The following is a 13,489-nucleotide window of genomic DNA, read 5'->3' as shown; positions in this document are numbered from 1 at the left end:
GGTATTGCCTGAAAAACGAGTTTTTTTCTTGCCTTCGATGCCACTGATACTAATACGGCTTTCTCATGCCTGTAAAGCCTTTTTTAGCAACTTCACAGAAAATTTACTGAGAGAAAAAACTACTATTTTCCGGGGGGGGGGGGTAGCGTTAAACACTTATAGTGTAAGGCTTTTAAACATATTAAGTAGTAAATTTAATTGCTACCCATATATAAAGTTTTTGTGAGGCTGGTAAAAATACTATTTTTTATGCAGTGGAGTATCAGTAACCCCTGTAGAGACGTTCCATGGAACGTCTCTACAAGACAAGAAAATCTGGAAATGCCATTTGTTGATGTCTATTGGATTAGTCAAAGCCCCATAGGTTAAAACAACATTATCACTGAAAATTTAGGGTGGTAAAGACAAAAATCTCAAAATCTATAATCTAACCTCAACCACAAAATGTTAAATCTAATAACGTTGAATTATAAGAAACCAACGTGAAAGCACAAGTATTTAGAGGCGTAAATCAATTATCCTACGAGGAAATACCAGTTCCCAGTCTAGAAGCAGATGAAGTGCTGGTACAGGTGCGGGTTGTGGGTTTGTGTCAGTCAGATATTAAAAAGATTCGATATCCTTTATATGAACCGCCACGTATATTTGGACATGAAACCGCTGGAACTATTGCGGCTGTAGGTTCACAGGTGCAAGGGTGGCAAATAGGACAACGGGTAGCAGTGATGCACCATATTCCATGTATGCGTTGCGCCTATTGCTTGAATGATAATTTTTCCATGTGTGATGTTTATAAAAATATCTCCACTACCGCAGGTTTTAACGCCAGTGGCGGCGGTTTTGCTGAGTATGTGAAAGTTCCAGGACACATTGTCGAGAATGGTGGCTTAATTCCCATTCCTGATGATATTAGTTTTGAAGAGGCAAGTTTCGTTGAACCGACTAATTGCTGTTTAAAAGCAGTTAAAAAAGCTCAAATTGCTCCCGGACAAACTGTGTTAGTAACTGGTGCGGGTCCAATTGGGTTAATGTTTATGATGTTGGTGAAGTCTTTTGGTGCGATCGCGATCGCTACTGACCTTTTACCATCTAGAATCGAAAAGGCTTTAAGTGTAGGTGCAGAAGCAGCTTTTGATGCGAGAGATCCTGATCTACCAGCCAAAATTCAAGCTTTAACTGGGGGAATGGGTGTAGATGTGACTTTGTTAGCTGTACCCAGTGATAAAGCATTTTTCCAAGCTTTAGACTGTACACGCAAAGGGGGAAAAATCCTTTTCTTCGCGGAGTTCCCTGACGAGTTAACAATCCCCATTAACCCGAATATTCTCTACCGTCGGGAAATAGATTTAATGGGCAGTTATAGCTCATCCTACCGCCTGCAAAGCCTCTCTGCGGACATAGTTTTTAATCGCCGCATTGATGTGAAAGCCTTAATTAGCGATCGCTATCCTTTACAAGATTTATCACAAGCTGTAGACCAAGCGATCGCCCCCACACCGGAAACTTATAAGATTTTAATCTATCCATAGGGGGAGCAGGGGAGCAGGGGAGAGGGGGAGCAGGGGAGCAGGGGAGAGGGGGAGCAGGGGAGCAGGGGAGAGGGGGAGCAGGGGAGAGGGGGAGCAGGGGAGCAGGGGAGCAGAGGAGCAGGAAAAACTTCTTAACAACTGACAAAGGACAACTGACAAAGGACAACTGACAAAGGACAACTGACAAAGGACAACTGACAAAGGACAACTGACCAATTTTGTAAACTTTTATATCAAATTTTCATTTTGTAGTTTACGCTACAGAATTTTCTGTTAGTCTATATATGAAAGGATAAATCAATTATCTATCAGTAAATTAATAAACACAAAAGAGGGTGGTGTTATGTCTATTCAAGAAAAATCTCGTCAATTAATGGTACGTCAACATCAACAAGTTAAGAATCGTCAGCAATCCATGTTGATGCGGACTGCACAAAAACTTGGACTCCATGAAGAACTATCTCACTACTGGAATCCCATTCAAGGCAAAATAGATTCTACGACTCAAGCACTTTATGGACGTAGCCAAGCGGCTATGAGTTGAATCATAAAAAAAGCCACCTTCTTTAGGTGGCTTAAAAATTACTACTTTTACTACTTATTGCAATTAGCAATCGTAATATAGGAAGAATTCATAAGGATGTGGACGCAACTGCATTTGCTTAACTTCGTTAGCAACCTTGTAGTCAATCCAGTTTTGGATAAAGTCTTCAGAGAATACACCACTTTCAGTTAAGAAAGCGTGATCATTGTCTAGTGCTTCCAAAGCCAATTCTAAAGAACCAGGAGTAGAAGGAATCTTAGCTAATTCATCTGGAGAAAGTTCATAGATATTTTTATCTAAGGGTTCACCAGGATGAATTTTGTTTTTGATACCATCAATACCAGCGCAAAGCATCGCCGCAAAGGCTAAGTAAGGGTTAGAAGTAGCATCAGGACAACGGAATTCTAAACGCTTGGCTTTGGGGTTGTCTCCAGAAAGAGGAATCCGCACAGAAGCAGAACGATTACCTTGGGAATAAGCCAAGTTTACAGGTGCTTCATAACCAGGTACTAGACGCTTGTAAGAATTTGTGGTGGGGTTGGTAATTGCCAACAATGCAGGAGCGTGTTTGAGAATACCACCAATGTAGTAAAGCCCCATTTCGCTCATACCAGCATATTTATCACCAGCAAACAGAGGCTGACCACCTTTCCAGATAGATTGGTGACAGTGCATACCAGAACCGTTATCGCCAAAAATTGGTTTTGGCATGAAGGTGACGGTTTTGCCGTATTTTCTAGCAACGTTCTTGATTACATATTTGTAAGTCATCAGCCAATCAGCAGCTTCAATTAACTTACCAAAACGGAAACCAAGTTCGCACTGACCACCTGTCGCAACTTCATGGTGTTGCTTTTCAATAGGTACGCCACAGTCTTTCATTGTTAGCAACATTTCTGTCCGCATATCTTGAAAGCTGTCAGTTGGTGGAACTGGGAAGTAACCTTCTTTGAAGCGGGTTTTGTAGCCCAGGTTAGGACCTTCTTCTCTACCAGTATTCCAACGACCTTCTACGGAGTCTACATAGTAGTAACCGGAGTTGGCGGTTTGGTCATAACGAACATCATCAAAGATGAAGAATTCAGCTTCAGGACCAAAGAAAGCAGTGTCACCAAGTCCGGTGGAAGTTAGATAGTCAATTGCTTTTTGGGCAATAACGCGGGGGCAACGGTTATACCATTCGCCTGTGCGGGGTTCTTTAATACTACAAATGATACTTAGAGTTGGCTCTTTCATGAATGGGTCAATCCAAGCGGTGTTGGGATCGAGTACCATTGTCATGTCAGATTCTTCGATACCTTTCCAACCCCGAATACTAGAACCGTCGAAAGGTACACCATCAGAGAATGAACTTTCATCAATTTGATCCTGGTACATGGTCAAATGCTGCCAAGTTCCAGGTGTATCAATGAATTTCAGATCAATCATCTGAATGTTTTTGTCTTGAATCATCTTCAAGATTTCTTTTGGGGTTGTCATTTTTACTTTACTCCTGATGTAGCCGATTACCTAATATAAAGCCAGAGTCTGTCCAAGCATCCTCACCCTGTTACGCTAATCCAAGTTGTCACACACCACCTGGAATATCGTAAATAGTTAACTTGACATGATTTTGTAGTGTTTGTTACAGATGATCTGGATTACAGGTTATGTTAACCTTTCTTTCGTAATCTGTACAAAACTAGAAAGTTCATCATCATGGGTCAACTTTGGCATAAAATCCTTAGATAGCAGATGGATAGTTTTTGTGCCGAATCTATTTTATGTGAATTGGCACGGAATTTTATTGGTGCTTGATTGCAGCCAAATTAATATCAAACCATAGATAGCTAATAATTGGGAGAAAAAAGAATGCGTGATGCCGTTACAACTTTAATTAAGAATTATGACTTAACCGGGCGTTATTTTGACCGGAATGCCATTGATAGCCTCAAGTCCTACTTTGATAGTGGAACAGCTAGAGTCCAAGCCGCAGCAGCGATTAATTCCAATGCAGCCGCAATTGTGAAACAAGCTGGTGCAAAGTTATTTGAAGAATTACCAGAATTGATTCGTCCTGGTGGTAATGCTTATACAACTCGTCGCTTTGCCGCTTGTTTACGGGATATGGACTATTACCTCCGTTACGCTACCTATGCCCTAGTAGCTGGTAATATGAATGTACTTGATGAGCGGGTATTACAAGGGTTACGGGAAACTTACAATTCTTTGGGTGTACCCATTGGTTCAACTGTTCAGGGTATCCAAATTATGAAGGGTCTTGTCAAGGAGCAAGTAGCAGCCGCTGGGATTGCTGATACTGCTTTTGTGGATGAGCCTTTTGACTATATCACTCGTGAATTGAGTGAGATTGATATTTAAAAGCTAAATTTTGGCGATTAGAAAGATGCCTCCGGCACGCTAACGCGTAGCTTGCTTCCCGAAGGGTACGCGGCTACACAATCAAAGTCCGCCTTCGCGGACTCAATAGCGATTCCTACAGTTACCTTGGCGATCGCACTTTGGCTTTTTTGGCAAGGTGCGTTTATTTTTAATTGCCCCCTTCCTTCTTCTTCTTCTTCTTCTTCTTCTTCTTCTTTCTTATCTGTCACCTGTCACCTGTCACCTGTCACCTGTCACCTGTCACCTTCTCCCAGCCCTCATTCGGAAATTCCACAAAACCTTATGTATTTATAACAGGGAACAGGATTGACAGTCTCTATGTCAACTTCTACAAAAATGATTTGTTTAAAATTAACCTCTACACAAAAAATCACAATTATATTCCATGAAAGCAGACATGATTGAATTAATGACAACAGTTTTTCAGGTGTTACAAATTAATATGCGGTGGATGACTTGGAATTTATTTCTAGCTTTTATCCCTTTAGCTTTGAGTGTTTGGCTATTTCGTAGTAAACGCGGAGGTTCTTGGGTTTGGTGGCTAGGATTTCTGAGTTTCTATGCTTTTTTACCCAATGCACCTTATTTATTAACTGATGTTATTCACTTGATAGATGATATTCGCCGAGTTCAGTCAGTCTGGGTAATTACATTAGTATTAATTCCTATTTATCTTGTAGTCATTTTTGGCGGATTTGAAGCTTATGTTATATCACTGATAAATTTGGGTTACTACTTACACCGCATTGGCAAAAGTAAATGGATTTTTGCTGTTGAATTAATAACTCATGCGCTTTGTGCGATCGGTATTTACTGGGGAAGATTTTTGCGATTTAATAGTTGGGATTTTATTACTCAACCAGATGCCATATTAACTAAAGGTGTGGAGGAAATTCTTGGTAAACAACCCTTGATAATTATTACGCTCACTTTTATAATTCTTTGGGGTTTGCATTGGTTTATGAAACGAGTTACTTTGAGTTTTGTTAATCAGGGTGTTAATTCACAATTCAATGATCACCATATTCACAATATTGGCTAATTGCATCATATTTAAGAGGTTTAGTAGAGACGTTCCATGGAACGTCTCTATTTTTTTGGAGATGTATTTTCTGATTTCTTCTTTCGGAATTTTTACCATTGCTGAGATTGAGAAAGAAAATTCTCAACTAATTTAGCTTCTAAAGGTTTAGCAAAAAAATAACCCTGTCCAAAACCGCAGTCTAGATTTCTTAAAAATTGTAGTTGATAGGAAGTTTCTACACCTTCGGCTACTACCTCTATTTTCAATTGATCTGCTAGGGTAAGAATTGCTTGGACTAATTCTATTTTATCTCCATTTTCTTGCATTTGACTGATAAAAGAACGATCAATTTTTAAAACATCCACAGGAAACCGATATAAATAACTTAAAGAAGAATATCCTGTACCAAAATCATCAATACATACTTTAATTTTTCGGTGCTTTAATTCTTTAAAAATAGTCTGAGCAGAAAGATCATGTTCAATAATCACATTTTCTGTAATTTCTATTTTGAGACAATTACTTTCTAATTTAGTATTTTGTAAAATTTTATCAATTTTTTTGATCAAATGAGGTTGAGAAAAATGTACAGGAGATAAATTAATATTGAGAGTAAAAGGATAATTAAATTTCCGTTGCCAATCAAGAATTTGTTGACAAGCTTTTTTAAATACCCATAAATCAATTTGTAAAATTAATCCTGTTTCTTCGGCAATGGGAATAAATTCATCTGGTAAAACTAAGCCGCGTTGGGGATGTTGCCATCTAATTAATGATTCAAACCCTGATATTTTGCCTGTTTCTAAGTTAATTATGGGTTGATAATAAATAATAAATTCTTCTTTTTCAATAGCTCGTCTTAAATCATTTTCTAATGTTAACCTTGTGCAAGCTTGAGCATACATTTGTTCATTAAAAATCCGGTAATTACCCCTACCATGAGCTTTAGATTCATATAAAGCTATGTCTGCATCTCGTAATAAATGGGAGGGATAATGATAATTACTATTACCAATCACAATTCCTATACTCACATTAGTAAAAACCTCATGTTCATCGAGATGAAAAGGAGGAATCAGATCCTGATGAATAGTTTTAGCGACAGAAATAGCATCTTCAGGAGAACTAATATTTTCTAAAAGAATCACAAATTCATCTCCCCCAAAGCGAGATACTGTGTTACCAGGTTTTAAACAAGATTCTAAGCGACGGGAGATGGAAATTAGTAATTGATCACCAACTAAATGGCCTAATGAATCATTAATAACTTTAAAGCGATCGCAATCTAAAAATAAGACAGCAAACAGATAAGATGGATATTGTTGAGCCGCATTGACAATTTGTTCTAATCGCTTCATCAACCAAGTCCGATTAGGTAATTCTGTCAAAGGATCATGTAAAGCCATTTGCATCAATTTTTCTTGCACTTTTTGGCGTTCAGAAATTTCCTTTTCTAATTGGGTTGTGCGTTGAATAACTCGCAATTCTAATTCTTCATTGAGTTTTTTAATTTCCGCTTTGGCTAATTGAATTTGTAATTGATTATCAATTCGGGCTAAAACTTCCTCAAATTGAAAGGGTTTAGTAATATAATCAACTCCTCCAACTGCAAAGGCTTTAACTTTATCCAAAGCTTCATCTAAAGCACTCAGAAAAATTACAGGAATATCACTTGTTTGGGAATCAGATTTAAGTTTTTCACACACTTCATAACCATCCATATCTGGCATTTTAATATCTAATAAAATCAGATCAGGATGAGCCGAATGTGCAACTCTTAAAGCCATTGCACCATTAGTGACGCTACGAACTTTATAGCCTTGGTTGTTTAATGTACTAGATAATACCCGCAAATTATCGGGAATATCATCTACAATTAGAATATTAGCTTTATAATTTTCTGGTAAAGAAGAAGTCATAGTTACTCAATTTGGGTTAATTCAATTATCTTGTCATAGCGGAAATTTTTGATAAGATCAGTAAGAGCCTTAACTAAAGGTTGTTGTGCATCAGAAATCTCCTCCAACAAATTCATGATCCAGTCCTCATCAGCTTCATTTGCAGCCATATAAAGCTGTTCAATCCATTCTTTAGGCATAATATTTAGGGTATCAGGAGTAAGAGTAATTAACAAGTCAGACTGTGAAGATTGTTCTGATATTTCTGACTCATAAATAAACTCTAAACCTAAATGCTGTTGCATCTTTGCCCAAAGAATTTCTTCGCGGAAGGGTTTTTTCACAAAATCATCACAGCCAGAAGATAAAATAACTGCTTTTTCATTATCAAAAGCACTAGCAGTTAAAGCAATAATTACAGTAGCTTGTCCTTGCAAATGGGATTTAATATATTGGGTGGCTTCATAACCATCCATAACAGGCATTCTCATATCCATCCAAATTAAATGGGGTTGCCAATCCTGCCAAATTTCAATAGCTATCTTGCCATTTTCTGCCGATTTCACAGCAAATCCTAAAGTGTCTAATAATTTAACTAAAAGTTGACGACTTTCTGCTCGATCTTCAACTACTAAAATTCTATAAGTTGGTTGATTAGGTGCTAATCCAATTACTTTTTTGACTTGGTTATTAACTGGTATTTCTTGAGATTCTGCCAAATTAATCGGAATATGAAATTTAACAATTGTCCCTTTACCAAGTTGACTTTTAATATTAATTTTTCCATTCATTAATTCAATAAATCGCTGACAAATTGCTAAACCTAAACCTGTTCCTTCATGGGATTTGTGTCCAGATTTCGTTTGTACAAATGGCTCAAATGCGCTCTCAATTTCATCTTCAGCAATACCACAACCTGTATCTTCTATTTCAAAATGCAACGGGAAGGAGAATGAAGAAGCATCATATTCATTGATTATTACTCTTAACGTTACTTTTCCTTGTTCAGTAAATTTAATAGCATTAGATAATAAATTAATCAAAATTTGTCTAAGTTTCTTTTCATCAGTTTGAATATAACGAGGTAAATTCGCATTTACTTCTAATTTCAGTTCTAATCTTTTTGATTGTGCTTTTAATTTAAACATTTCCTCCAATGTATTCAAAAGTAGCAGAATATCAAAATCTGTTGGATATAGTGCTATTCTACCAGCATCTATTTTAGCCATATCTAAAATATCATTAATTAAAGCTAATAAATGCTCTCCACTGCGATTAATAATCCCTAAATTTTCTTGTTGCTCATGGTTTAATTCTTTATCTCGACTCATAATTTGAGAAAATCCTAAAATTGCATTTAGCGGAGTTCTTAATTCATGACTCATATTAGAAAGAAACTCACTTTTAGAATAATTAGCTGCATCTGCTAATTCTTTAGCTTGTTGTAAAGCTTGAGTTCTTTCTTCTACTTTTAATTCTAGGGTTTGGGAATAATCATGCAATTGTTTATATAGTTGGGCATTTTCTAAAGAAATAGCTGCTTGGGAAGTAATCATTTGTAAAACTTCAAAACGATCTGTAGTAAAGACTCCAGTTGTTAAATTATTTTCTAAATAAAGAATTCCTCTTAATTTTCCCTGATAGAGAATAGGAATACACAAAACAGATTTAGGTTTATAAATACGAATATAATCATCTGTATTAAAATTTTCATCTTGACTAGCATCTTCTAATAAAAGAGGCTGTTGATTCCGCACCACATAATTAATAATAGACTTTGGTAAAACAACACAAAGAGGATGTTTATTTTGATCAGTATCCTGAGCATAATAAGTCAAGATTGGTTGTTGAACAGTAACTTGTGTAATATCTGTTGTTCCTAAGGCTTGAATCATCCAATTTTCATTCTGTTCAGAAGAAGGTGGAAGAATTAAATAACCCACTTCTGCACCTGCATTTTCAATCATAATTTTCATTAAATTACTTAACAAACTCTCTAGTTGAATTTCACTAGATAAAGCTTGAGAAGTTTTAATCACACTGGTTAAATCTAATATTTTTGTATCTGTAACTGTTTTCGGGGTTGTAGTTAATTTCTGTGGTGTAATTTCCACAGTTTCTGATTCCCAATATTCCCGATATTTTTGCTGTAAATGCTGACATTTTCGAGTTGCACCCCAACGCTGATAAAAATAATAGGATTCCCGGAAATAAAGCCGAGCAAACTGGGGTTTTCCTCTGTTTAACCAAAATTGACTTGCTAATTCATTTCCTAATGCTGAAAGCTGAAGTAATTGCAACTTTTCTGCTAATGCAATTGCAGAATCATATAAATCCATTGCTATTAAATCCTGCTGAAAAACTCGATTTTTCTCAGCTAATAATAATTCATATTGTACCTGAAAATTATCTGGGCAATTTTTTGACCATGTGTGCAGTTTTTCTAGACTTATTTCAATGATAGGTAAATATTTTTGTTGCTGCTCTGGTGAACTTTTATCATACAGTGCTAATAAATTTAAAGGACAATAAAAGTAATATTGAGAAATGGGAAACATAATAATTCCCGCTGATAATTCTTGAGCATAAGTCGCAAAAATTTCTTGAGCAAGTTGATAATTACCATGTAAATAAAGCACTTGTCCAACTAAAATTGCATACCAGGTTGAACCATTAATGAAATTATTTTGATTCCAAAACTCAATAAATTCTTGAGCATTTATTTCTTGATAACTAAAACTGAGAGCATTATCTGTTTTCCCTTGTAAATTAAGAATAACTACCTGCAATAATTCCAAGACTTTTAACATTTTTTGGTCATTGGTTTGTTGAATAAATCCTAAATACTTTTCGGAATTTTGCCAAACTTCTGACAAGGGATTACCACAGATAAATTGTGACCAAATTAAGAAAACTGTCGCCCATACTCCAAATACAATGTCTCCATTTTCCTGACACTTTTGAATATTTTCCTCATATAAAAGGACATTATTCCGAAAAGATTGACAATGATAATTTATATAATTACAAAATAAATTTCGCACTTTTGGAAGCAGCAAAATATCCTCAAGCTTATCTATTAAGTTTAATGCTAAACAACCAAATTGATACGCTATTTGATACTCTTCCTGTTCTGCTAGATACATTCCATATAGGACATAACCAAAACTAGATTCATTACTGTTACCATATTCCAAAGATAGATTGACTAAATTTAACGCACATAATAACATTAAAGGAGAATTACCATTATAAAAAGCCACTTCCCAAAACTCCATACATACCTGCATTTTTAAATGAGGAATTTCTGCTTTAATAATTGGTAAATCAATCAAATCAGCAATATGGCGATTATTTAATTTCCGATTAATTTCTTCTAATTGTTGCTTAATAAAATAGTTTTGCTTTTCTATATCTTCAGGAAAATTTAGATTTAGTTGCTTTAATAATTTTAAACCTACTTGTAACCCTTTACTATAGTCTATTCCTTGGGTAGCTTGTAAATTTTTTAAAAGTGTGAATCCTTGGAGTTTGTGGGTTAATATTTCGGCTTTATTTACCAGTAAATCAATTAATAGTTCTGATTTTTCATGATTACCATTTAAATAATTAACTTCCGCTAATTCCCGGTGATACTCAAATCCTAAATCATAATTATTAAGCCAAATATCTTCTGGAATTAAACCAATTCCTACAGTTAAATAAGATAAAGCGGAAGAATAAGCGTGAGATGTTTTTGCTTTCTTACCTGCTTGTAAATTCAATTGAGCTAATCTAAATTTTTCTAAATCGGATTGCAGATAATTAATTCCTTGATTCAAATGACTAACTGTATCAAATAATCTATCTTCTAATTTTTCTGGAGGAAGATTTTCTAGTAATAAACGCCCAATTTTTAAATGTTGCTTTTGCCGTTTTTCGGCTTTTATTAATGAATAAACTGCTTGCTGAACTCGATCATGTTGAAATTTAAATAAGATGTTTTCAGCATTGACATCAGGATTAGTTGAGACTAACTTATATTTATTACTTAAAGGAATAAGTAACCCTTCTCGAATAGCTAAAATTAATTCATTTAAGACATTTTTAGGAGAATTTTCCGTAATCATTGACAGGGTTTGTAAATCAAAAGAGTTACCCAGACAAGAAGCCAATTGTAAAATATTTTGATTGGATTGATTTAAGTTCTGAATTTTCAGAATCATTAAATCAATCACATTATCAGTCATATTTTTCTGTTGAATTTGTTGAATATTCCACCACCATTTTCTCTGTTTATAATCAAATTTTAATAAATGTTCTGTACAAAGAGATTTGATAAACTCAATTGTAAAAAATGGATTACCTTGTGTTTTTTCATAAATAAGATTACTTAAATCCTGAATAGCTTCACCAGAAGTAGATAAGATATCAGCAGTTAAAGATTTTAAAGCATCAATAGATAAATTCTCTAAAGTAATTTCTGTTACCTTATCTGCAATATTTTCTAAATTACTTAATGTAATTGTTAAAGGATGTTTTTCATCAACTTCATTATGTCTATAAGCTCCAATTAATAATAAATTATGAATTGTTTGCGACTCAATTAGTTTTTTAATGAGTCGAAAAGAAGCTAAATCTGCCCATTGTAAATCATCTAGAAATAATACTAAAATTTTCCCTGATGTGACAATAGCTTTCACAAAATTTTCAAATACTAAATGAAAACGATGACTTGATTCATTTGCTCCCATACTAATAAGAGGAGGTTGTTTACCAATGATTAATTCTAAATTGGGAATCAAATCAATTAAAATTTGTCCATTATTTCCGACTGCATTTAAAATTCTTTCTTGCCATTTTTCTAAAACTTCACTTTTTTCTATCAATAAATAGTCACAAAGTTGATTAAAGGCTTGAGTTAAAGCAGAATAAGGAATATTTTGTTGATATTGATCATATTTACCAGAAATAAATAATCCATCTTGAGCAAGAGTCGGTTGATATATTTCCCGTACCAATGTTGATTTACCAACACCCGAATACCCTTTAATTAAAATTAATTTACTATTGGCTTGAGCTTGACTAACTTGCTGCAAACATGATAATAATTTTTCTTGGTGAATTTGACAACTATATAATTTTTTGGAAATTCTTAATCGAGCCGAAATATCTTGTTTTCCTAAAGAAAAAGGTATAATATTTTGATGATTCTGTAATTGATGAAGACATTCTAATAAATCAATCTTTAACCCATAAGCTGATTGATAACGATCTTCTACATTTTTCGCCATCAATTTGAGGATAATCTCTGATATAATAATGGGAATATGAGAACAAAGCAAATGAGGAGCAATAGCTTGTTTAGCTAAATGACAATGAATTAATGCTAAAGTATCATCATTAGCAAAGGGAAGTTGTCCAGTGAGTAATTCATAAAAGGTAATTCCCAAAGAATAAAAATCACTACGATAATCAAGTGGACAATTCATTCTTCCTGTTTGTTCAGGAGAAATATAAGGAATAGTTCCTTCAATTAGATTCAGATTAGATGGATTAAAATATTGATTGTCTTGTTGAACAAAGTCACCAGAAATCCCAAAGTCAATTAATTTAACTTCTTGGGTTTGGGGATTATAAATAATATTACTGGGATTAATATCTTTATGAATTATATTGACTTTATGAATTTCTTCTATAGCAGAAGCTATTTTAATAGCTAATAGTAGAAAATCAATGATGTTCAAGTTACCCGCAAGTTTTAACTGACTTAGAGAATCTCCTCCACAGTCTTCTAAAACCATGACTAAACAATGAGGATGATTTTCTAAGCCGTAAGTTTTGATAACACCTGATAAATGCAGTTTATGAATGACTTCATATTCTCTTTTAAACCATGCTAATCTTTCAGCAGAAGCATGAATATCCTGAAGAAGTTTGAGAATAACAGGTTTTTGATCAAGGTGACGATAAGCTCGATAAACTAAAGAGTTATGGCTTTCATAAATTTTATTAATGATTGTATAACCTGTCAAATTTAACATTGTTTTACTATCGTTGGTTTAAAATGATATTTTTTATTACTAATTATAATATAATAGTCCAAGTCACTAAATGCCAGTAAATAGTTAAG

General features: G+C 34.6%; 8 protein-coding genes. 4 read left to right on the top strand and 4 right to left on the bottom strand.

Features of this window, described 5'->3' with window-relative positions; all coding sequences use genetic code 11:
• The first annotated feature begins 482 nt into the window (after nt 1-482).
• Nucleotides 483-1,529 carry a zinc-dependent dehydrogenase gene (locus FJR04_RS08285; protein WP_168493510.1) on the top strand — a complete coding sequence of 349 codons (1,047 nt, stop codon included), beginning with the start codon at nt 483-485 and terminating at the stop codon, nt 1,527-1,529.
• Nucleotides 1,530-1,872: 343 nt separating this feature from the next.
• Nucleotides 1,873-2,073, top strand: coding sequence for a hypothetical protein (locus FJR04_RS08280; RefSeq protein WP_168493508.1), 201 nt, complete (start codon nt 1,873-1,875; stop codon nt 2,071-2,073).
• A 63-nt stretch (nt 2,074-2,136) separates the two neighbouring features.
• Here FJR04_RS08280 and glnA read toward each other — a convergent pair whose 3' ends face one another.
• Nucleotides 2,137-3,552, bottom strand: a complete 1,416-nt coding sequence (gene glnA / locus FJR04_RS08275; RefSeq protein WP_168493506.1) for a type I glutamate--ammonia ligase — start codon at nt 3,550-3,552, stop codon at nt 2,137-2,139.
• A 372-nt stretch (nt 3,553-3,924) separates the two neighbouring features.
• Here glnA and apcB point away from each other — a divergent pair, with 372 nt between their 5' ends.
• On the top strand, nt 3,925-4,434 hold the full coding sequence (gene apcB, locus FJR04_RS08270; protein ID WP_168493504.1) for an allophycocyanin subunit beta: 510 nt from the start codon (nt 3,925-3,927) through the stop codon (nt 4,432-4,434).
• Between the two features lie 17 nt (nt 4,435-4,451).
• Here the strand turns inward: apcB and FJR04_RS08265 are convergent, their stop codons facing one another.
• The gene (locus FJR04_RS08265; RefSeq protein ID WP_168493502.1) at nt 4,452-4,664 is read right to left on the bottom strand and encodes a hypothetical protein; all 213 of its coding nucleotides are present in this window, start codon (nt 4,662-4,664) and stop codon (nt 4,452-4,454) included.
• A gap of 176 nt (nt 4,665-4,840) precedes the next feature.
• On the opposite strand from FJR04_RS08265, the gene FJR04_RS08260 reads away from it, so the two are divergent.
• Nucleotides 4,841-5,497, top strand: coding sequence for a DUF1361 domain-containing protein (locus FJR04_RS08260; protein ID WP_168493500.1), 657 nt, complete (start codon nt 4,841-4,843; stop codon nt 5,495-5,497).
• Between the two features lie 92 nt (nt 5,498-5,589).
• Here FJR04_RS08260 and FJR04_RS08255 read toward each other — a convergent pair whose 3' ends face one another.
• Nucleotides 5,590-7,398 carry a GGDEF domain-containing response regulator gene (locus FJR04_RS08255; protein ID WP_168493498.1) on the bottom strand — a complete coding sequence of 603 codons (1,809 nt, stop codon included), beginning with the start codon at nt 7,396-7,398 and terminating at the stop codon, nt 5,590-5,592.
• A gap of 2 nt (nt 7,399-7,400) precedes the next feature.
• Nucleotides 7,401-13,400, bottom strand: coding sequence for a hybrid sensor histidine kinase/response regulator (locus tag FJR04_RS08250; protein WP_168493496.1), 6,000 nt, complete (start codon nt 13,398-13,400; stop codon nt 7,401-7,403).
• Nucleotides 13,401-13,489 lie beyond the last annotated feature (89 nt).

The organism is Anabaena sp. UHCC 0204 (genome assembly GCF_009711975.1).
In the GTDB taxonomy this organism is placed as follows: domain Bacteria; phylum Cyanobacteriota; class Cyanobacteriia; order Cyanobacteriales; family Nostocaceae; genus Dolichospermum.
Note: the sequence above shows the minus strand (reverse complement) of the source record. Positions and strands in the feature narration are given on the sequence as shown.

What these genes read in the sequence shown, in the direction of transcription:
- apcB (WP_168493504.1), top strand. Translation starts at nt 3,925, where the DNA reads ATGCGTGATGCCGTTACAACTTTAATTAAGAATTATGACTTAACCGGG.
- FJR04_RS08280 (WP_168493508.1), top strand. Translation starts at nt 1,873, where the DNA reads ATGTCTATTCAAGAAAAATCTCGTCAATTAATGGTACGTCAACATCAA.
- FJR04_RS08255 (WP_168493498.1), bottom strand. Translation starts at nt 7,398, where the DNA reads ATGACTTCTTCTTTACCAGAAAATTATAAAGCTAATATTCTAATTGTA.
- glnA (WP_168493506.1), bottom strand. Translation starts at nt 3,552, where the DNA reads ATGACAACCCCAAAAGAAATCTTGAAGATGATTCAAGACAAAAACATT.
- FJR04_RS08250 (WP_168493496.1), bottom strand. Translation starts at nt 13,400, where the DNA reads ATGTTAAATTTGACAGGTTATACAATCATTAATAAAATTTATGAAAGC.
- FJR04_RS08260 (WP_168493500.1), top strand. Translation starts at nt 4,841, where the DNA reads ATGAAAGCAGACATGATTGAATTAATGACAACAGTTTTTCAGGTGTTA.